Source organism: Sphingomonas sp. UBA978, from assembly GCF_002292295.1.
In the GTDB taxonomy this organism is placed as follows: Bacteria; Pseudomonadota; Alphaproteobacteria; order Sphingomonadales; family Sphingomonadaceae; genus Sphingomonas.
The window spans coordinates 192,263-211,956 of record NZ_DBBS01000015.1 but is presented as its reverse complement, the minus strand read 5'-3'; the positions used below and the strand labels follow the sequence as shown (position 1 = coordinate 211,956).

At 66.9% G+C, this 19,694-nt stretch carries 18 protein-coding genes; 11 read left to right on the top strand and 7 right to left on the bottom strand.

All coding sequences use genetic code 11. The annotated features are described in order from the left end of the window. The first annotated feature begins 256 nt into the window (after nt 1-256). The 3 genes from B2515_RS08770 to B2515_RS08760 are packed head-to-tail and all read left to right on the top strand — an operon-like array spanning nt 257 to nt 2,973. Complete coding sequence (locus tag B2515_RS08770; protein WP_293875826.1) at nt 257-1,294, top strand: YeiH family protein; 1,038 nt, start codon at nt 257-259, stop codon at nt 1,292-1,294. Between the two features lie 21 nt (nt 1,295-1,315). Continuing rightward, a complete protein-coding gene (locus B2515_RS08765; protein WP_293875825.1) occupies nt 1,316-2,542 on the top strand; it encodes a molybdopterin-dependent oxidoreductase in 1,227 nt (408 codons plus the stop codon). 11 nt (nt 2,543-2,553) lie between these two features. After that, nucleotides 2,554-2,973, top strand: a complete 420-nt coding sequence (locus B2515_RS08760; RefSeq protein WP_293875824.1) for a hypothetical protein — start codon at nt 2,554-2,556, stop codon at nt 2,971-2,973. Between the two features lie 185 nt (nt 2,974-3,158). On the opposite strand, the gene B2515_RS08755 is transcribed toward B2515_RS08760, so the two are convergent. From B2515_RS08755 to B2515_RS08725, 7 genes are all read right to left on the bottom strand, one after another. After that, the gene (locus tag B2515_RS08755; RefSeq protein ID WP_414711377.1) at nt 3,159-4,565 is read right to left on the bottom strand and encodes a M20/M25/M40 family metallo-hydrolase; all 1,407 of its coding nucleotides are present in this window, start codon (nt 4,563-4,565) and stop codon (nt 3,159-3,161) included. A gap of 81 nt (nt 4,566-4,646) precedes the next feature. Then, a complete protein-coding gene (locus tag B2515_RS08750) occupies nt 4,647-4,859 on the bottom strand; it encodes a hypothetical protein (protein WP_293875823.1) in 213 nt (70 codons plus the stop codon). A gap of 63 nt (nt 4,860-4,922) precedes the next feature. Beyond that, a complete protein-coding gene (locus tag B2515_RS08745; RefSeq protein WP_293875822.1) occupies nt 4,923-5,981 on the bottom strand; it encodes a CAP domain-containing protein in 1,059 nt (352 codons plus the stop codon). A gap of 84 nt (nt 5,982-6,065) precedes the next feature. After that, nucleotides 6,066-8,852, bottom strand: a complete 2,787-nt coding sequence (locus B2515_RS08740; protein ID WP_293875821.1) for a TonB-dependent receptor plug domain-containing protein — start codon at nt 8,850-8,852, stop codon at nt 6,066-6,068. A 158-nt stretch (nt 8,853-9,010) separates the two neighbouring features. Next, the gene (locus tag B2515_RS08735; protein ID WP_293875820.1) at nt 9,011-10,174 is read right to left on the bottom strand and encodes a glutathionylspermidine synthase family protein; all 1,164 of its coding nucleotides are present in this window, start codon (nt 10,172-10,174) and stop codon (nt 9,011-9,013) included. 13 nt (nt 10,175-10,187) lie between these two features. Next, nucleotides 10,188-10,934 (bottom strand): PspA/IM30 family protein, encoded by a 747-nt coding sequence (locus tag B2515_RS08730; protein ID WP_293875819.1) that lies wholly within the window; start codon nt 10,932-10,934, stop codon nt 10,188-10,190. Nucleotides 10,935-10,948: 14 nt separating this feature from the next. Further along, nucleotides 10,949-11,368 carry a YjfI family protein gene (locus B2515_RS08725; RefSeq protein ID WP_293875818.1) on the bottom strand — a complete coding sequence of 140 codons (420 nt, stop codon included), beginning with the start codon at nt 11,366-11,368 and terminating at the stop codon, nt 10,949-10,951. A 31-nt stretch (nt 11,369-11,399) separates the two neighbouring features. Here B2515_RS08725 and B2515_RS08720 point away from each other — a divergent pair, with 31 nt between their 5' ends. The 8 genes from B2515_RS08720 to B2515_RS08685 all read left to right on the top strand — a co-directional run bounded on the left by B2515_RS08720 (nt 11,400) and on the right by B2515_RS08685 (nt 19,593). Continuing rightward, a complete protein-coding gene (locus B2515_RS08720) occupies nt 11,400-12,476 on the top strand; it encodes a potassium channel family protein (protein WP_293875817.1) in 1,077 nt (358 codons plus the stop codon). After that, on the top strand, nt 12,473-13,111 hold the full coding sequence (locus B2515_RS08715) for a DUF2491 family protein (RefSeq protein ID WP_293875816.1): 639 nt from the start codon (nt 12,473-12,475) through the stop codon (nt 13,109-13,111). The genes B2515_RS08720 and B2515_RS08715 overlap by 4 nt, the downstream gene beginning before the upstream one ends. Before the next feature lie 9 nt (nt 13,112-13,120). Continuing rightward, the gene (locus B2515_RS08710) at nt 13,121-13,537 is read left to right on the top strand and encodes a DUF350 domain-containing protein (RefSeq protein WP_293875815.1); all 417 of its coding nucleotides are present in this window, start codon (nt 13,121-13,123) and stop codon (nt 13,535-13,537) included. Nucleotides 13,538-13,572: 35 nt separating this feature from the next. Continuing rightward, complete coding sequence (locus B2515_RS08705) at nt 13,573-14,157, top strand: DUF1190 domain-containing protein (protein ID WP_293875814.1); 585 nt, start codon at nt 13,573-13,575, stop codon at nt 14,155-14,157. Nucleotides 14,158-14,718: 561 nt separating this feature from the next. Beyond that, complete coding sequence (locus B2515_RS08700) at nt 14,719-16,032, top strand: tyrosine-type recombinase/integrase (RefSeq protein ID WP_293875813.1); 1,314 nt, start codon at nt 14,719-14,721, stop codon at nt 16,030-16,032. Between the two features lie 484 nt (nt 16,033-16,516). Further along, nucleotides 16,517-16,744, top strand: coding sequence for a helix-turn-helix transcriptional regulator (locus B2515_RS08695; protein ID WP_293875812.1), 228 nt, complete (start codon nt 16,517-16,519; stop codon nt 16,742-16,744). Between the two features lie 233 nt (nt 16,745-16,977). Continuing rightward, entirely contained in the window at nt 16,978-18,429 is a 1,452-nt protein-coding gene (locus B2515_RS08690) for a DUF3987 domain-containing protein (protein WP_293875810.1), read from the top strand. 405 nt (nt 18,430-18,834) lie between these two features. Next, nucleotides 18,835-19,593, top strand: coding sequence for a hypothetical protein (locus tag B2515_RS08685; RefSeq protein ID WP_293875808.1), 759 nt, complete (start codon nt 18,835-18,837; stop codon nt 19,591-19,593). Nucleotides 19,594-19,694: the final 101 nt, after the last annotated feature.

Sequence of the window (19,694 nt, the reverse complement as noted above, 5' to 3'; positions counted from 1 at the left end):
CTATAGCCGCTCAGAGATCGCGGTCTAGCGGCAACCGATCCTCCATGGCCTTCGAGAAGCCCTGCACTATAGCCGCTCAGAGATCTTGGTCTAGCGGCGACCATCTTCGTGCCGATCCCAAAAGTCACAATACTATAGCTGCTCAATGGGCGGGGCGGTGGCGACGGGGCTGCCGATGCGACGGTACTGCCATTTGGAGCGCGGGTAGCGCGCATGCGGCGTTGTTCGCCTCGATCGGCGACGGTATCCGTGTCCGATGAGCGAGAGGATCGATTATCCGCGTGCGGCGGACCTGTTCAACGATCTGGAGCCCGATCCGCCCAAGCGCTGGACCGAGATCGGGCCCGGGCTGGTCGTCGCGGCGCTGGCGACGATGGCGGCGGGGTTCGTTGCGGACCATTATAGCGCGCCGCTGACGCTGATGGCGCTGCTGATCGGGCTGGCACTCAACTTCCTCGGCAGCGAGGCAAGGATGGCGTCGGGGCTCAGCTTCGCGTCGCGGACGCTGCTGCGCTGGGGGATCGTGCTGGTCGGGGCGCGGGTGACGATTGCGCAGATTGGGGGGCTGTGGCCATTTACATTGTTCGCGGTGGTGGTGATCCTGCTGGTGACGCTGGCGGCGGGGGTGCTGGCCGCGCGGGCGCTGGGGCTGTCGACGGCGTTCGGGGCGCTGGCGGGCGGGGCGGTGGCGATCTGCGGCGCGTCGGCGGCGCTGGCGCTGGCGACGACATTGGGCGAACGGCGGGTCAACCAGGCACAGCTGGCGCTGGTGCTCGTCGGTATCTCGGCCGCGAGCGCGACGGCGATGTTCTTCTATCCGTTGATCGCGCATGCGGTCGGCCTGTCCGATGCGCAGGCGGGGTTGATGCTGGGCGCGTCGATCCACGACGTCGCGCAGGCGATCGGCGCGGGCTATTCCTTTTCCGACCATGCCGGCGAGGTGGCGACGATCATCAAGCTGACCCGCGTCGCGCTGCTGGCGCCGGTGCTGGCACTGCTGACGCTGTTTTTTCCGGCGTCTGGCGGCGCGAGGACCAAGCTGTCGGTGCCCTGGTTCGTCACCGGATTCTTCGTGGTCGCGGCGGTCAATTCGGTCGTGCCGGTGCCCGCGGTGATCGGCCGGTCGGCGCAGACGCTGGCGACCGCCTTCCTCGCCTGCGCGGTCGCGGCGACGGGCATCCGCGCGCCGATGCAGGCGCTGCTCGGCACCGGGATCAAGCCGCTGCTGGTCATCGTGGCGTCGTCGGCGGTCGCGCTGGCGCTGTCGTTCGCCGCGGCATTGATGCTATTCTGAGGCGTGGGAGGGACGAGTCGCATGGATAGCCTGAACGCCTGGCTGGCGAGCCGCACCAGCCGCCGTCGCCTGCTCGGCGCCGCCGCCGCGGCGGGCGTGGCGGTGCCGGCGATCGCGCAGCAGCTGGTCGACCTGCGCCTGCCCGGCGGCAACGGCGAACGGCCGTTGACCGGCGCCTTTCCGGGCAAGGGGAGCATGATCCTGCAGCGCACGCATCCGCCGCTGCTGGAAACGCCGATGGCGGTGTTCGACCAGTCGGTGTTCACGCCCAACGACCGGTTCTTCGTGCGCTGGCACTGGGCGGACATCCCGACCACGATCGACGTCGAGCAATTCCGGCTGAAGGTGTTCGGTCACGTCGACCGGCCGCTGTCGATCAGCCTCGCGCAGCTGCTGCGCCTGCCCCGGGTCGAGCTGGCGGCGGTTAACCAGTGTTCGGGCAACAGCCGCGGCCTGTTCCAGCCGCGCGTGCCCGGCGCGCAATGGGGCCATGGCGCGATGGGCAATGCCAAATGGCTGGGCGTGCGGCTGCGCGACGTGCTCGATCTCGCCGGGGTGAAGGCGGGGGCGGTGCAGGTCCGCTTCGGCGCGCTGGACAAGCCGGCGGTGCCGGGCGCGCCCGATTTCGAAAAGGCGCTCGCCATCGACCATGCCCGCGACGGCGAGGTGATGATCGCGTTCGGGATGAACGGCGAACAGCTGCCGCTGCTCAACGGTTTCCCCTGCCGGCTGGTCGTGCCGGGCTGGTATTCGACCTATTGGGTCAAGATGCTCGACACGATCGAGGTGCTGCCCGCCGCCGACGCGGGCTATTGGATGCAGAAGGCATACAAGATCCCGACCGCACCGCATGCCGACGTGACGCCGGGGGCGAAGGATTTTCCGACCGAGCCGATCAACCGGATGATCCCGCGCAGCTGGATGACGAGCCTGCCGGAGGGGCAGGTGGTCGCGCTGGAGCCGTCGATCCCGGTCGGCGGGATCGCGATGGGCGGCGATTGCGGGGTCGCCAAGGTCGACGTGTCCTCCGACGGCGGACGGACGTGGTACCGGACGACGCTCGGCCCCGACGAGGGGCGCTACGGCTTCCGGCGCTGGGACGGGCGTGTCCCGGTGCGGCGCGGCGCCAATGCGATCCTGACGCGCTGCTGGAACACCAAAGGCGTCGCGCAGCCGATGCGGCCGATCTGGAACCCCGGCGGGTTCATGCGCGGCAACATCGAAACGACGACGATCGTCGCGGCCTGAGGAGGAACGGCATGAAGTCCCTATCCGCCGGATGGATCGCAGGCGGCGTGATCGGCATCGCCGCGATCGCGCTGGTCGTGGTCGGCAGTCCGGGCAGCCGCACGCGGCCGGCAGCAACGCCGGCCATGGCGCCGGTCGCGGCACCAGGCAGCGTCGCGGCCAACGGCTTCACGCTCGCCTCGACCAGCGTCGTGCTGCCGGCGGAGGCGGCGACCTTTCCCGCCGGGCCGCATGCCGACGCGGTCAACGCCCATTGCACCGCCTGTCACTCCGCCAGCATGGCACTGACCCAGCCGGCGCTGTCGGCGGACCAGTGGAAGGCCACCGTCACCAAGATGCGCGAAGTCTACAAGGCGCCGATCGCCGAGCAGGACGTGCCGGCGATCCTGGAATATCTGACCGCGATGCCCGCGCAGCGCGCGGCGCGCTGAGGCAAGGGAGCGTCGATACGTTTCGTTTGAACCCGTGCTGGCGGGGGGCGTCATTGCGAGCGTAGCGAAGCTATTCAGGGCAGGGCGGGCGGCTCTGGATTGCTTCGCTACGCTCGCAATGACGGGAGGGGGACGGGGACTGGGAGGGGAATGGCCGGCTCAGACCATTATTCGGAAGGAACCCGTCAGCCCGCATAGGCCTTGATGAGGTCGTAGAGATAGTCGCGGCCGGTGTAGACCGCCTTGACCAGCGCGCGTTCGTTGAGGCCGTGGGTGCCATTGCCGTCGGGATCGCCATAGAGGCCGGGCGGGCCGTAGACCGGGATGCCGATCGCGCCGAGATAGATGCCGTCGGTGGCGCCGGTCGACATGGTCGGGGCAAGGGGGACGCCGGGATAATATTTCGCCAGCAACGTCTCGGCGGGCTCGAGGATCTGCGGGTTGAGCGGCGGCGGCACGGCGGCCGGGCCGCGATCGTCGGTCTGCGTCACGGTCATGCGGGGATCGTCGATCACCTTCGCCAGCGTATCGCGCACCGCCGCAGCGGATACGCCGGGAAAGATCCGGCAATTGACGTTGACGCCGGCACGCTGGGGCAAAGCGTTGTTGGCGTGGCCGCCGTCGAGCAGGGTCGCGACGCAGGTGGTGCGCAGCATGGAATGATAGCTCTTGTCGGCGTTGACCGTCGCCTCCGCCGCCTTGTCCGTCGGATCGGCGGCGATGGCCATCATCGCCTGGCCCATGGCGTCGCCGCGCGCCTTGCCGGCGATGCGGAAATAGGCGCGGGTCGTGTCGCTCATCTGCACGGGGAAATCGTAGTCGCGCAGTTTCACCAGCGCATCGGCCAGTTCGTAGATCGCATTGTCGCGCACCGGCGCGGAACTGTGCCCGCCGGGATTGGTCGCCTCCACCCGGTAATTGACCGCCGCTTTTTCCCCGACGTGCATGTTGGCGATGACGAGGCGGCCGTTGCCGTCCGAGCGGCCGCCGCCGCCCTCGTTGAGCGCGAATTCGGCGGCGATCAGCTCGGGCCGGTTCTTGGCCAGCCATTGCGCGCCGTTGAAGGCGGTGCTCGTCTCCTCGCCGCAGGTCAGCGCGAGCTTGATCGTCCGTTTGGGGCGGTAGCCGCTTTGCTTGAAGCGGATCATGGAGTCGATCCAGACCGCGTCCATCGCCTTCATGTCCTGCGTGCCGCGACCGTAGAAATAGCCGTTCTCCTCGACCATTTTATACGGATCGCGCGTCCAGTCCTCGCGCTTCGCGGCGACGACGTCGATATGGCCGAGCAGCAGCAACGGCTTCGCGGTCGTCGACGTGCCGGGCAAAGCGACGACGAGGCCGCCGTCCTTCGGGTGTTCGGGCGTGGCGAAGGGGGTGATCTGCGCGTCGGTATAGCCCGCCGCCTTCAGCCGGACCGCGACCTTGTCGGCGAGCGCGGTGCAGCTGCCGGTGGTGATGCTGGTGTCGGTTTCGACGAGTTCCTGATAGAGCGCGCGGAAGCTCGCCTGATCGGGGCGCAATTGCTGCGCCTGCGCGGCGGCGGGCAGCGCCAGTGCCAGCGTTCCCGCCATCCATCGCCACATCCGCGTCATCCTGCGTTCCCCATATCCTGCCTGTCGCCGCACTATGGCGCGACGGGGGGCGGGCGGGAAGCGGGAACCGTCCCGTCGGACCTAGGCGTCGCGATCGGGCGGGGGGCGCTGGTCGGTCAGGCGTGGCGGGCCGGCACGCCACCGGCTCATCAGCACGCGGACGAGGCCGCCCTTGCGGAAATAGGCGTCGTGCCAGGCGGCGGCATGGCGGCGTCGGAGGCGCCGGTCCCAGTAATAGACCGGGACGATCGCGAGCAGCAGCAGCGCGAGGACCGCGAGGGCGGCGTAATCCATGCCCGAGAGATGCCGCCAGACCATGCGCCGTTATAGGCGCAGGATGCGAGCAAACCCAAGCGCCTAGCCGACGATCCGGAACGTATAGCTATAGTCCGTCTGCGGCGCCCCGTTGACGCCGGCGATCCGCACCGTATAGGAGGTGCCGCGTTGCAGGCCGGCGACGCGCCACTGGACGTTGTTGGCGAGGCCATAGCCGTCATTGTCGCTGCTGACGTCCGACACCGCCAGCGTGCCGGCGGGGCCGGTGACGGTGATCGTCGCGCGGCCGAAGCCGACATTGGCATTGGCGCCGAACGTGCCGGTCGTGCCCGCGACGACGCTGAACGACAGATAGGCAGACAGGTCGAAATAGCGCGCGGGATAGTCGCCCGACGGATAGGCGACATAGGCGGGCAGCCCGGTCGGCACCGGTCCGCCGGCGGCGAAGTTGAACACGCGCATGGACGCGGCGCTGGCGCGGCTGCCGTCGGGCAGGACGAGCGCGACGCGGCCATAGGAGGTCTTGCCGAGGAAGGGATTGAGGATCCAGCGGCGATGGCCGATCGCGGCGCTGCCGCCCTCGGTCAGCCACAGGCCGAGATAATCGTCCTCGCTGTTGAAGCCGAGCCCGGTGCCCCAGCCGCCGACGAGGTTGCTCGATCCCGCCGCGGTAGAGCCGCCGGCGGTGTAGCAGGTCCAGTCCGCCGAGGGGGTATGGCTGAGCCGCTTGGCGACCGCCATCATCAGCGACGATTCGGCCTCCTGCGTGTCCTCGAAACCGGAATAGGTGACCGCGGGCAATTGGTGCAGCGCGCGGATCGCGTTGAGGCGGGCGAGGAAGTCCGCCTTGACGCTCGCCTTGAGCGTGCCGGCCCGGCATGTCGCCGCGTCGGGCTGCACGTCGTAGAGCGCGGCGGCGGCGGCGCTCCAGCTGGTCGGCGTCGCGACCGGCGTGGGGGTGGGCGAGGCGGCGGGAACGGGCGTCGGCGTGGCGGTCGCGGTGGGCGACGGTGAGGGCGTCGGCGTCACCGTGCTGACGACGGGTACGGCCGCGCTGCCGCCGCCCGAATTTCCGCTGCCGCCGCATCCGGCAACGGCGATCAAGGCCGCGAGCGCGGCACCGCATTTCCACTTGGACATCGTCGCCGATTACGCGCGAAGTCGTTAATTTTTCAGAACGAACCGGGCCGGGTATCGCCAAGGCGACACCCGGCCCCGACCGGATCAGAAGTTGATCGCGGCGCGTGCGTAGAGGAACCGGCCGTTGAAGCCGAACGGCGAGAACCCGCTATAGGGCAGGAACTGATAGGTCGCCGGATAGCTGCCGCCGACGGTCGTCGGGCGCAGGCCGAACGGCCGGCGATCGGGATAGACGTCGAACGCATTGTCGACGCCGAGCGTCAGCTGCACGCCCTGCAGTTCGTAGCTGAGCGAGAAGTCGGTGATCCACTTCGGGCGGAGCACCTGGTCGTCCGGCCCGAGCGCGGTCAGGCTGGTCGCGTCGGCGCCGAGCGGCGCGGTGGTTTCCGGCGAGATCACCGTGCCGTAGCGCGTCGTCCGCGCCGACACGCCGACGCCGGCGATCTTGCCGTCGGTCGCCAGCACCACCTTGGTCCGCGGCTGGCCGCGTTCGAAGCGGATGCCCTCGACCCGGCCGAACAGTACGAGGCCCGGGATCTGCGCGAGCGGGCCGAGGTTGTTCAGCCGCTTGTCGATCTCGTTCTTCGTGTAATTGTACGCCGCCGAGAAATTCCACGCGCCGAGCCCGCCCAGATTGGCGCGATAGGTGGCGACCGCGTCGACGCCCTGCGTCGTCGTGTCGAGGCCGTTGATGAAGAAGCGTGCCGCGCCGACGTTGCTGAAGCCGTTCGCCGCCAGCACCGCCTGCACCGCGGTGTTCTGCGCCGCCGTGCCGACGCCCGCCGCGCCGAGGTTTTCGGACAGGACGACGCGGTCCTTGATCTTGATGTGGAAGTAATCGACCGTGACGTTGAAGCCGCGGAACGGATTGAGCGTCGCACCGCCCGAGAGGTTGAGCGACTTTTCGGGATCGAGCGGCTGCGAGCCGAGCGCGCGGGCGACCGGGCTGCTGACCGGCACCGTCGACACGTCGACCGGGACGCCGGCGAGGAAGTTGGTCGAGGTGGTGGTGAAATATTGCTGGTGCAGCGACGGTGCGCGGAAGCCGTTCGACACCGAACCGCGGATCGCGAAGCCCTGTACGAATTCGTAGCGCAGCGCGAGCTTGCCGTTCACCGTGTCGCCGAAGTCGCTGTAATGTTCGTAGCGGCCCGCGGCGGTGGCGGTGAGGCCGGTGAACAGATCGGCGTCGAATTCGACATAGCCGGCGAAGCTGTCGCGGTTGACGTTGGTGCGGGCGGAGGCGGGCAGGCCGCCAAACCCTTGCGCGCCCGCCGCGGCGGCACGGCCGGGGAAGGTGCAGGCGTTGTTGTTGCCGGGCAGGCCGCCGAGCGCTCTGCAGTTGTCAGCGGGCGTGGTCCGCGCCGCCACGAACAGCGGGCCGGTCTGGTAGGACTGGGGGTCGCCGGGCGTGATCTCGTAGATCTCGTGGCGATATTCGCCGCCGAAGGCGAAGGATAGCGGCCCGGCGAGGCCGGCGTCGAACTGGCGCGACAGGTCGGCGTTGGCGAGCACCTGGGAGAAGGCGAGGCCGCCGGCGTCGAACGAACGCTGGCTCGTTGGCCCGAAGGACACGTTGACGCTGTCCTCGGTCCGGTAGTTCAGCTCGTTGCGGCCGAAGCCGAGCGAGAAGTCGCCCTTGAATCCGGCGAGGTCGGCGCGGATGCCGCTGGTCACCGACATGTCGTCGATGTTCGACTGGATCTTGGGCAGATAGCCGTCCGGCGTCAGGCCGACGAAATTGCCGTTGGTCGGTGCCGTGCCGGGCAGCAGCACGGAAAAGTCGCGATTGGTCGCGGCCGATTGCTGGCGGAAGTTCGCCGCCGACAGGCCGTCGCGATGGCCATAGGTGGCGAAGGCGTAGAATTCCGCGGCGCCGAGCGGGACGGAGGAGTTGATGAGGAAGTTGAAATCCTCCGTCTTCGCATCGCCGAAGCGGAAGTTGAGCCGGTCGAAGGTCGCCTCGCGCGGATCGAACGTCGTGCCGGTCGGGCGGATGTAATTGGGTCGCAGGTCGTAGCCCTGGCGATTGGTGAAGTTGCGGTCGCGATATTCGCCGGTGAAGTTGAAGAAGCCGCCGTCGCCGACCGGCAGGCCGACGTTGACGCCGAAGGTCGTGTAGATGCCGTCGCGCGCCTTGCGCTCACCCGAGCCGTTCGCCTGGAGGTAGCGCGGATCGGTGGTGTTGAGCACCGGCTGGCCACCCGAGGTGACGAGCCCGTCGAACGCCGACACGCCATCAAGCGTCGTCACGTATTTGCCGTAGCTCACCTGCGCCCGGCCGCCCGACGAGGCGGTCTTGAGCTGGACGTTGATGACGCCGGCGATCGCGTCGGAGCCATATTGCGACGAGGCGCCGTCGCGCAGCACCTCGATGCGCTGGATCGCGAGCGCGGGGATCATGTTCATGTCGACCGCCGCGGCGCCGCGACCGACGGTGCCGTTGATGTTGAGCAGCGCCGAGACGTGGCGGCGCTTGCCGTTGAGCAGCACCAGCGTCTGGTCGGGGTTGAGGCCGCGCAGCGTCGCCGGGCGGGTGACGTCGGAGCCGTCGGCGATCGACGGCTGCGGGAAGTTGAACGAGGGGACGAGCTGGTTAAGCGTCTTGTTGAGCTCGCCCGTGCCGGACGCCTGCAACGCGCTTTCGGAGATGACGTCGATCGGGACCGGGCTGTCCGAGACGGTGCGGTTGGCGACGCGGCTGCCGATGACGACGATCTGGTTGCCCGCATCATCCTCGGGCGCGGCCTGCGCCTCTGCGGTGGTTTCCTGGCTCGGAGCCGACTGGATGGTCTGTGCCGTCGCCGCATGCGCCAGCATCAGCATCGCCACGGGCAGCGACACGCCCGCGAGCAAGTTTCCACGCTTCATGATATTCCCCTTGTCCCTAAGCGGCTTGTTACCGCGTGGGTCGGCGACACTTTATGTCCTTCGCCGCCCCCGGCAAGCCGCGGGACGTCGCCCCGCGCGTTTGATCGCGACATGTTGCCGTGCTGCAACATGGCGCGCCGGACGCGGTCGTGCGGGGATCAGACGATCGCGTGGGGAATGAAGCGGGCGAGGTCGCGGGTGATGGCGACGTCGTCCTCGCGGATCGACATCGCGACCGGGGCGTCGCCGACGATCCACGATCCGATCACCGGCCGGTGGCCGCCGAAGTCGGGCAGGGGCGCCAGCGCCTGGACGATCGCGCCCTCCTCGCCATAGCCGCCCTCGGGGCCCCGCTCGACGCGTTCGCCGTCGACCAGTTCGATGTCCCAGCCCTCGCGCGAGAAGAACGGCTTGCGGGCATAGCGCGGGCCGATCTCCGCCACCGTCGCGGCATCGTCGGCGAAGGCCGCGGGGAGCAGATTCGGATGGCCGCGATGCCGCTCCCACAGCAGCGGCAGCATCGCCTTGTTCGACAGGATCGCCTTCCACGCCGGTTCGAGGAAGAGGGCGCGGGCGGTCGTCAGATGCGCGGCATAGGGTTCGCGCAGCATATCTTCCCAGGGATAGAGCTTGAAGATCGCGGCGATGATCGTGCCGTCCTCGTCGACGAAGCGGCCGTCGCCGTCGACGCCGATCCGCTCGACCGCGACGAACTGCGGATCGAGCCCCGCCTGCCGCGCGACATCCTCCAGATAGCGGACCGTCTGCCGGTCCTCCTGATGCTCGGCGTCGCTGGCGAAGTGGAGCAGGCTGCCGGGGGTGAGGATCTGCCGCATCCGGTCGATCAGCGCGTCGTGCAGCCGGTTGAACTGGTCGGCCGCCGCCGGCAGCGCGCCCGACGCGATCATATCCTCCAGCCACTGCCATTGAAACAGCGCCGTCTCGAAGATGCTGGTCGGCGTGTCGGCATTGTATTCCAGCAGCTTGGCCGGACCGTCGCCGCCATAGCTGAAATCGAACCGGCCGTACAGCGTCGGCGCGCGCGCCGCCCAGCTGCGCGCGATGACGTCGCGCTGGGCGTCCGGGATCGCGAGCCGCTGCATCAGCGCCTCGCTGGTCGCCGCCTCGTTGACGAGGTCGAGGCACATGGCGTGCAATTCGCCGCTTGGCCCCTCGATCCGCTCCTCCACCTCGTCGAGCGAGAAACGGTAATAGGCACGCTCGTCCCAATAGCGCGCGCCATCGAGGTGGTGGAAGGTGAAGCCCATGCGCTCCGCTGTCGCCAGCCAGTCGGACCGTTCGGCGACGGCGATGCGCTCCATGTCGAGGGGCCCCTTATTCGCGCGGCAGCGCGCGGGTCGGATCGCCGCCGGACACCCGCGTGGCATCGCCGCCGTCCTTCGGCGCGGCGAGGCGGGCGAGGATGTCGTCGGCGGTGCTCGACCCTTCGAGCAGTCCGGCGTTGCGCAGCTTCGCGTCGAGATCGGCGCCGGTGCGCATGTCCTCCAGCTCGGCGGAGGCGCGGAACTTCTCGTCGCGGATCGCCTGCTGTTCCTTGATCCGCTTCAGGCTGTCCGCTGCGGAGCCCATCGACGAGATCGTCCCGCCATAGCTCGCCGCGACGCTCGCCTGCGCCTTCTGGACGCTTTCGTTGGCGCGGACGACCTCGACCTCGCGGCTCAGCGCCTGGATCTTGCCGTCCGACTGTTTGATGATGCCGCGGATCCGGTCCTCGGCGCTGCGCATGTCGGCGATCTGCGGTCCCTTGGTCGCGCCTTCGGTCTCGATCGAGGCGAGCCGCTCCGCGACCTCGCGGGCGAGGTCCATGTCGCCGCGCTGCATCGCGGCGCGCGCCGACGCCTCATATTTGTCGCGCTGCGCGGTCAGCGCCTCCAGCTCCTTCTCGATCAGCCGCCGCTTCGCGGTCAGCGTCGCGAGGTCGTCGCGCGCCTTGCCCTGCGCGGTCTGGGCGTCACGGATCTGCTGGTCGAGGATCACCAGCGCGCGCTTGTCGACGGCGGCCTGCCCGGCCTCGTGCGCGGTTCCTCGGACGAGAGTGACGAGTTGCTTCCACATGGACATGCGAACGTAATCCTTCAGGCGGCGAATGCGGTGCGCAGGTCACCGGCGGCGGAGATGGCGTTGTCGGCGAGCACGCGCAACTCCAGTGCGACCATCTCGATCGGCGAAGCTGCGGCCAGTTCGCCGATCAGCTCGTAATAGTCGCGCCCGTCGACCTCGGTGATCGCGAAATTGGAGAGCGGGACGACCTTCTGCGCCTTGAGCAGGAAGCGGTTGAAGGCGTCGACGTCCTGCTGTTCGTCGACCGGCCAGAGCAGCGTCGACACGACGATCTGGTCGCCCGCCGCACTCAGGAACACGGCGAGGTCGCCATGGTCGCGCATGGTGACGCGCAGCACGGGTTCATCGCCGGCGACCGCGTCCACCGCGAATTCGTCGCCGAACGCACGCAACGCCTCCGCCAGCGGCTCGATCGTCCATGTCTCGGCCAACATATCTTCCTTCATCGCCATAACTTGACACACCATGCACGACCACGCAGCACTTGCAACATGGGGGACCGCAATGGCGATGGTCGAGCGCCCGGGCGTGGCGGAGCAGGGACAGGCGTTTCGGCTGACGGCGGTGCTGCGCCGGCTGTACCTCGCCGCCAGCGAGTTGCATCCGGGCATCCTCGCCGGCCTGCTCGTCGCGCATATGGCGATCAGCTATGCGGCGTTGCGGCTGGCGGGCGAGGGGGAGCTGCGGCCCGCGGTCGCCTTTCTCTACTGGTATGCGACGACCGCCTCGACGGTCGGCTACGGCGACCTGTCGCCCAAGGGCGATGCCGGCCGGCTTGTGGCGGCATGCTGGATCATGCCGGGCGCGATCGCGCTGTTCACGACCGCGATCGCGCGCGCCTTTGCGGGCCTGTCGCAGCGCTGGCGCCGGCGGCGCATGGGCCTGGGGGATTATAAGGGCATGCAGGGCCATGTCGTCCTGATCGGGCACGAACCCGCCCGCACCGCGCGGATGGTCGCCGAACTGGCGGCGGACGGCCGGCGTGACGTGGTGTTGGTGGCGACCGACGATCTGCCGGGCGACGATCCCGCCTTCCGCTACATCCGCGCCGCCAGCCTGACCGCGCCCGCCGATCTCGCGCGGGCCGGCGTCGCCGCGGCGGCGCGCATCGTCGTCTTCGCACCGAGCGATGCCGAGACGCTGGCGGCGACGCTGGCGGTCACCGCGCTCAACGACCGCGCGCATATCGTCTGCTTTCTGCGCGACGGCGATACCGCGCGGTTGCTGCTCGCCCATTGCCCCGCGGTCGAGGTGGTGCTGACGCCGACGGTGGAGCTGGTGGTCAAGGCGCTGAGCGATCCGGGGTCGAGCCGCCTGCTCGCGCAGCTCGCCAGCCATACCGACGCGGGGGCGACGCTCTATGCGCTGCGGTCGACGGTGAGCGGGGCTTTCGATGAGGTCGCCAGCGGGCTAAGGGCGCGGGGCGCGATCCTCGTCGCCAGTTGCCCGGGCGACGGGAACACGCCACGGTTCGATCTCGACCGCCGGATCGCCGCCGGCGACCGTTTGTTCTACGTCGCCAGGGAGCGGCTCTCGTCATGATCTGGAAGTCCTTGTTCGGCATCGAAAATCGCCCCGCGACGGCGCGGCTGGCGGAGGTGCGCAACATCACGATCGGCCGCACCGTGCGGCTCGACCCGCTCGCCTGGCGGATGCTGGAGGACAGCGGGTTCCAGCTCGATCGCGACACGCTGGAGATCACCGCGCAGGGCGTGGTGCGGCTCGACGACGGCAGCCACGTCCATCGCTTCTACACCGACGACGAACTGATGCTGCAGGCGGTGAGCCAGCAGGCGGACGGATCGGATGCGGACGATTTCACGCTGTTCCGGTCGTGGACGAGCACCTATCCCGCCGATCGCGCCGGCAAGGAGACGTTCCTGCAGCGCATGTCCCGGCCGCATTGGGAGGAGGCCGGCCTGCCGCCGTTCCGCCGCTTCTGGTACGAGGGCGACGATCAGGACCAGCCGCCGGTACAGCTGTGGGAGGCGGTCTATTACGAACGCGACGCCGATCCGGTCAGCCATATCCGCCAGACCTGCATGCTCTATGCGCGCGACGTGAAGCCCGCGGGGACCGAGCTGCTGCTGGCGCTGGCGATGGAGCCCGAGGGCGGCGATTATACGCACGAGATCATGATCGGCCTGCCGCTCGGCCCGGCCGAATTCACTGCCTGAGGGGGTAGCATGGACTATTTCACCCACGTGTTCCTGTACGGGGCGGGACATTTCGTCCTGGCCTTCGGCGTCGCCTGCCTGTTGCTGGCGGTGTTCAAGCGCCTCTACCAGATGTCGACGCCCTATGACGAAGCGGGACTGATCGCGCAGGGCAACGTCGCCGCGGCGGTCGCGCTGGGCGGGGCGATCGTCGGTTTCGCGCTGCCGCTCGCATCGGCGCTGACGCAGACCGCCGATCCGGTCGAGTTCGTCGCCTGGGCGATCCTCGCCGGCATCGTCCAGGTGCTCGCCTCGCTGGTCGTGCGCCGGTTCGTGGTGCGCGACATGACCGCCCGGATCGAGGCGGGCAACGTCGCGAGCGGCACCTATCTGGCGGCGACCTCGATCGGCGTCGGGCTGCTCAACGCCGCCAGCATGACCTATTGAGGGGCGGAACGATGGACACCTTGCCACGCCGTCGCATGCGATCCGCGGCCGCCGGTCTGAGCGCGGTCGGCGCCGCCGCGATGCTCTCCGGCTGCGATCCCAGCCCCGAGGAGCTGTCGCGCAAGCAGTTCGGCCCGCCCACCGAGGTCGCGGCGTTCAGTTCGGTCGCCGAATGCGTCGCCACCCGCGACTATACGCAGCAGCAATGCGAGGCGGGGCAGCGCGCCGCCGCCAACGACGACAATCGCACGGCGCCGCGCTTCGCCGACAAGAGCGTGTGCGAGGACCAGTTCGGCAGCGGATCGTGCCAGCCGCGCACGGACGGCGGGCAGAGCTTCTTCTCGCCGCTGCTGACCGGCTTCCTGATCGGCCAGCTCGCCAATGGCGGCGGCTATCGCTACGGCGGCCTGTATCGCGACCGTCGCGACGACCGGTCGTACACCGGGTCGGGCGCATGGCTGTACAATGGCGGTTATGGCGGCCGTAACTACCGCTATCAGGTCGGTTCGAGCGCGATCACCGCGCCGGTGACGACGTCGCGCATCCAGACGCGCAGTTCGGTGGTGTCGCGCGGCGGGTTTGGTGGACGCTCGAGCACACGCGGCGGCTGGGGCGGCTGACGGTCCCGGCGTGGAGCCGACGGCGGACGGGTGACCGACGGCGCGCGTGACGTTCGCGCATGGCCGCATCACGCCCCGCCCGGCCGCCGCATCACCTGCGGCGGATGTCCCAGTGCGCGAACGATGGCGCGGCGCATCCGTTCGGGGTCGCCGAAGCCCGTCATGACCGCGATCCGCTCGATCGGTCCGCGCGAGTGCCCGGCCCGCTCGCGGACCGTCTCCAGCCATCGCACCGGCCGACCGGCTGTGCCACTGGCCTTCCGGCCCGCGGCCGCTCGGCCATCCCGGATCAGGCGATCTCGGACCGTTGCGAGGCCCGGCGGTGGTCTGTTGCGACAAGGTGGGGATAAGGCGATCGGGGGAGGGTGGTGGACGCACTTGGGCTCGAACCAAGGACCCGCTGATTAAGAGTTTGGCCCAACCGGCGTTAGCACAGGTTTGCAGAAAGCGGCATAGGCCCATAAGCCTCTGCAAATTAGCTATTTGTTGACGCTCCGCGGCTAGTGTAAGTTAGCGCAAGTTTGCTCTACCCTCTTACACTGGTCTTACACGAGGCGCCCTATGCCGAAGCTCAAGCTCACCAAAACGAATATCGACCGCGTGCGGAAGCCTGGCACGGGCACGGTCATCTATGTGGATACCGAGACAAAGGGGTTCGGCTTGCGCGTCACCGCGTCGGGCGCTGCCAGCTTCATCGTGCAGGGCATGATTGCGGGGCAGAGCAAGGAAGCCCGCATTACCATCGGGACCTACGGCGCATGGACGGTCGATGATGCACGCCGCCGTGCTGAGCAATACAAGCACCAGTTCGAGGACGGCATAGACCCGCGCGACGTGAAGAAGCAGGACGTGGCGATGCGCGTCACGCTAATGGACGTTTGCACGGCCTACACCTCGCGCCCCGGCAAGCTGAAGGCCAGTACGGCAGCGGAGTATAAGCGGCACGTCGAGAAGGTGTTCGCGGCTTGGAAGGACAAGCCTATCGTCAGCATCACCCGCGACATGGTGCAGGAGCGACATCGGGAACTCGTTGAAAATGGGCTGGATGGGAAGAAGGGCGCACCTGCGAGCGCCAACGCCGCATTCGTGACGCTTCGCATCCTCATCAACTTCGCCATGGACGAGTACCGCCGCCCTGACGGTGAACCCCTCATCGCGCACAACCCGGTTGCTGCGCTCAAGCGTCACTGGGCACCAACGGGGGATCGCACCGAACGCTACATCGACAAGCGGAAGGTGGGCGAGGTTTGGAACATGCTGACAGAGGCGCGCGCAGACCCGCGCAGCCGGGATGCGCTCGCCGGTATCGACCTGACAATCTTCCTTCTGCTGACGGGCGCACGTCGCGACGAAGCTGCCGCGCTGACATGGGATCGCGTGGTTATCGACGACCACGAGCCTGCCAATTCGCGCTGGCATCTGACCGAACGCAAGCGCGGCACCCCGATCTGGCTTCCATTGTCGTCGCAGGCCGCGGCGCTGCTCAGGCTGCGGATGCCCAAGCCGAAGGTGAATGACGACGACCCCGAGCCTAGCCCGTTTGTGTTTCCGTCGTGGAGCAAGGCCGGTCGGATCATGGACGCGCGCGCTGCGATGGAGTCGGTCAGCGAAGTCGCGGGCAAGCACCTTTCGCTCCACGACCTGCGCCGCACCTTCTCTAACATCGCCATGCGCGAATGCCGTGTCGAGAAGTTCAGGACCGACCTGCTCACGGGCCACAAGCCAAGCAAGGAGGACGTGACCGCTACCAACTACCTCGACCTTACAAATCTCGGGTGGCTCCACCCGGAGGTTCAGCAAATCAATGACTGGATCGAGCAACAGGGGGTGATCGCTGCCGCTGGCAACGTGGTGCAGCTGGCCCAGCGAGCGTGACGCACGCGCGGGGCCGCGCAGCCTCGCGCACATCCCCGATCGCACCACGCCGCCGGGTTAGGGAGGGCGGGGTAGTGATCGGGGCTGTAGCCGGCCTGCAGCCGAGAGGCGGTTCCGCCGGTCCAAATCGACCTTTTCGGCCGAAATCGCCCGATCAGACCGACCGCCGCTGAATCGCCCCCACCTCGGCTTAGAGAGAGAAAATCTCGGCGGGCTTGCCGACCCAACGCGCTCCCTGATCGGGACTGCTGACCCAGCATTTTATCCAACATTCGCCAGTTAGCCTGTGCTAACAATGCAGCGCAGTGCCGTAAACGGGGCACTCAAATCTACTGTTTACGCAACTGAGTCGGTGACGCGCAGGCATTTGGCCGAGGCCCCGAACACGTAGCCGGAGGGTGTTCCTCTGGTGCTGGTGACCACAGCTTGTCCCCCTGCTTGGCGCTCAACGAGCGGCAGGGACTTAGCTCGTGGAATCACCGCTATGACTCCCAAGGTTATCAATCACAACGACGCCGCCGCTATGATTGGCGTGACCCCCGCGACGCTTCGCTTCTGGCGGTGCAAGGGGAAGGGGCCGCGCTTCATCAAGCTGGGCGAATCCAAGCAATCGGGTGTCTGCTACGACCCCGCTGACATCGAGGCATGGAAGGCCGCGCGCAAGTTCGCGTCCACCAGCGCCGCGACCGTGAGCCACCCCGGCGATGCGTAGGCGCGCAGTCGCGAAGGGCGGCCGGATGCTTGTCCTCACCCGACCGCCCCATCCGAGAGTCCCGCATCCTCGTCCAAGGACCAGTGACATGCACACCATGCGACGGGCCGCCGAAGGTCCGCAATGCCCGAACATTTTGCGAGTAAATGCAGCGGCGCGTAAAAATTCGCCGAGTGCGGATGGCTGCGCGTGCAAATTGACTACCGCCCCCACCCTCGGCGGGGAGGGCGATCATGGCTGACCTCTCACGACTGGTGCCAGGTGCTGGCAGCGATGCACCTATGTCAGCGGATGAATGGGACGGTCTGCTGACGAGCATGAAGCTGCTAAAGGGCGTGGATGACATTCCCAAGCCCAAGCGCAAGCGCCGGGGTCAGCAGGAAGACGAGGGAGAGTTCAGCGACTATGTGCTGAGTCGCCCTGAACTGCATAACGTGGCGCTGTTCGGCATCCTCCGAGACATGGTGGACGCCGCGTGCGCCAACTCCGAAGCGGTAAGGCCCACCGTCGCCATCCACATCCTTGCCCGCTTCGCCGCCACCATTGGGCGCACCGCATACATTCAGATAGGCGATCAGAAGCGGCATCTTCGGATGAACGCGCTGATCGTCGGTCCAACCGCAAAGGGGCGGAAAGGCACCAGCACCGAAATGCCAAGTGAGATGTATCGCTTGATGGAAGCCCGGATGGTCGGGGGCGTGCCGCTTCGCAAGCTGACTGCACTAGCCACAGGCGAGGGGCTGATTCACATGGTCCGCGATCCCTTACACGATCACGAAGGCAACCTTCTGGACGGCGGCGTTGAGGACAAGCGCCTGCTTTTCGATGTCAGTGAGTTCGCCGGGGTGCTGGCACAAGCGCGGCGGGAGGCGGCGACCATCAGCACTGTACTGCGCGACGCCTTCGACGGGGTGAAGCTGGTGACGCCGACCAAGACGTCATTCTGCGAAGCGTCTGACACACATATCGTCGTTATCGGTTCAGTCCCGGAAACGGAGATCGTCAAGACGCTCACCAGCACCGACATAACGAACGGTCTCGCGAACCGCTTCCCGATGTTCTATTCGACGCGAGACAAGATCGTGTCGATGCCAAAGGCGACCGATCCGAAACTAATGGACCGCTTCGCGGAGCATCTTTCGTGGGCGATCTACGAGGCCAGCAAGCAAGCGCAGGTATGTATGGATGCAGACGCGCTCGACTATTGGGATGAGATTTACCACGCCCTCGAAGCAAAGACCCATCCGCCAGCCATAGCGGCACTATTGGCGCGCCAGAGCACCTACACCCTGATCTTCGCCGCGCTTTTGGCTCTGCTAAACCGACAGGCGGTGGTCAGTCGGGATCACCTCGACGCGGCGCTCGCGTGGGTGCAGTATTGGGAGGACACCACGCTATTCGTCTTCTCCAACGGCGAGCAGAACGAGCAGGCCATCAAGATGAAGGGTCTAAAGGACGAGATTGTTCAAGCAATAGCCACACTAGGCGGCGTCAAAGTTAAGCACAGTGATCTGGCAAACAAGGTAACGAACAAGTACCAAAAAGCGTGGCCGCTTGCGAAAGATGTGAAGTTCGCGATGGAGCTACTGGAGCGAGAGTCTCCGCCGCGCATCTATTCTGAAACTGTGGCCACAGGTGGGCGAGCTAGCAATCTCTACAGCTTGGGCCCGCAGGGCGACGAGTAGGCGCACACGGGGGATTAAGTGACTCGACCTGATGTCGGGCGTCGCCGCTTATTCCCCCTTGCCCCCGATCTTGGCCCCCGAGGCATACGGCAGATAAGCTACTGTAAAATAGCTTAATACCCTTTTCCCCCTTTTCCTTTCCCCTTACCTATTTCTCTGCACCTTCTCACCCCTCCCGCACATATATAGCGTGGCCGGGGTATTATGGGGAAACGGGGGTAAAGCGGCCCGCCGCCCTTTGTGGTTAGCCCTATGAAGTTCCGAGCCGCAAATCAGTAGTAAGACGGTCGATGCACAACAAAAGTGCAGAACTACTTGTTTTTATTGGGATCATATTGCGGACCTAAAGCGTGGTTAGGTAGCGTGTAAGGGCAGTGTATCTTTCATCCGATAGTAGAGGCCCAAATGTCCGATCAAATTGACACCCGCATTTCGCCAACGCTGCACCCTGGAATAGCTGGTGAGATTGCCGATTACGACGACGATACTCGTCCATTGCTCGGTGCGACGGAAACGGTAGTGCATGAAGCCTATCAGGCGCTGCAATCAATCCACGACGCGAAGGCGGGCGCGGCGAAGAACCCGACGCTGAACGAGTACGCCCAGCTTGTGGCGTTCGATACCCACGCGACCAAGGTGATGAACAAGGTCTATGGCTCGTGGTCGCGCACGGTCGATACGCTCAACGCCAATATCACGAAGCTGGAAGGCGAACTGAACGCGCCGGTCGAGCAGCGCGCCACGCAAAGCATGGCGTCGGAGATTCGCGCGCACTTCAAGGGCCTCAAGACCGACGGCGAGCGGATGGGCGCGCTTCGCAAGGCCATCGAGAATGGGGATGCTGTTACGGTCACCGCTGTGCTCGGCGGTCGCCCGTACCTGTCCGGCCTCGAACCAGACCTGCACGCCGAGTTCCTGCACGACTGGCACAACGCCCAGCGCCCGGTCGAAGCGAAGAAGCTGCGGGCCATGAAGGCGGCGGCTGACCTGCTGAACAACCGATACAAGCTGCTCACCAAGGCGGTGACCGAGGCGGTCGGTGACATCAAGATCTACGAGCCGTCGAAGGTGAACGGCGCTCCGATCCTCGTGAAAACGATCACCCCGGCGCAAGTGCGCGAACAGGTGAAAGCGTCAAACGCCGCATTCGCCGTCCCGGTCTGACCGTTCTTCTAATCAATTGAGGTAGTTCGATGACGACCGCAATCCAGCCCCCTTGGGGCACGGACTGGAAGCCTGCGCCTTCGCCTATTGCTGCCGAACCG

Coding starts and splice junctions, on each gene's coding strand:
- B2515_RS08710 (WP_293875815.1), top strand. CDS start 13,121: ATGGACTATTTCACCCACGTGTTCCTGTACGGGGCGGGACATTTCGTC.
- B2515_RS08700 (WP_293875813.1), top strand. CDS start 14,719: ATGCCGAAGCTCAAGCTCACCAAAACGAATATCGACCGCGTGCGGAAG.
- B2515_RS08725 (WP_293875818.1), bottom strand. CDS start 11,368: ATGTTGGCCGAGACATGGACGATCGAGCCGCTGGCGGAGGCGTTGCGT.
- B2515_RS08730 (WP_293875819.1), bottom strand. CDS start 10,934: ATGTCCATGTGGAAGCAACTCGTCACTCTCGTCCGAGGAACCGCGCAC.
- B2515_RS08685 (WP_293875808.1), top strand. CDS start 18,835: ATGTCCGATCAAATTGACACCCGCATTTCGCCAACGCTGCACCCTGGA.
- B2515_RS08690 (WP_293875810.1), top strand. CDS start 16,978: ATGGCTGACCTCTCACGACTGGTGCCAGGTGCTGGCAGCGATGCACCT.
- B2515_RS08740 (WP_293875821.1), bottom strand. CDS start 8,852: ATGAAGCGTGGAAACTTGCTCGCGGGCGTGTCGCTGCCCGTGGCGATG.
- B2515_RS08695 (WP_293875812.1), top strand. CDS start 16,517: ATGACTCCCAAGGTTATCAATCACAACGACGCCGCCGCTATGATTGGC.
- B2515_RS08765 (WP_293875825.1), top strand. CDS start 1,316: ATGGATAGCCTGAACGCCTGGCTGGCGAGCCGCACCAGCCGCCGTCGC.
- B2515_RS08750 (WP_293875823.1), bottom strand. CDS start 4,859: ATGGATTACGCCGCCCTCGCGGTCCTCGCGCTGCTGCTGCTCGCGATC.
- B2515_RS08745 (WP_293875822.1), bottom strand. CDS start 5,981: ATGTCCAAGTGGAAATGCGGTGCCGCGCTCGCGGCCTTGATCGCCGTT.
- B2515_RS08705 (WP_293875814.1), top strand. CDS start 13,573: ATGCGATCCGCGGCCGCCGGTCTGAGCGCGGTCGGCGCCGCCGCGATG.
- B2515_RS08735 (WP_293875820.1), bottom strand. CDS start 10,174: ATGGAGCGCATCGCCGTCGCCGAACGGTCCGACTGGCTGGCGACAGCG.
- B2515_RS08715 (WP_293875816.1), top strand. CDS start 12,473: ATGATCTGGAAGTCCTTGTTCGGCATCGAAAATCGCCCCGCGACGGCG.
- B2515_RS08720 (WP_293875817.1), top strand. CDS start 11,400: ATGCACGACCACGCAGCACTTGCAACATGGGGGACCGCAATGGCGATG.
- B2515_RS08755 (WP_414711377.1), bottom strand. CDS start 4,565: ATGACGCGGATGTGGCGATGGATGGCGGGAACGCTGGCACTGGCGCTG.
- B2515_RS08760 (WP_293875824.1), top strand. CDS start 2,554: ATGAAGTCCCTATCCGCCGGATGGATCGCAGGCGGCGTGATCGGCATC.
- B2515_RS08770 (WP_293875826.1), top strand. CDS start 257: ATGAGCGAGAGGATCGATTATCCGCGTGCGGCGGACCTGTTCAACGAT.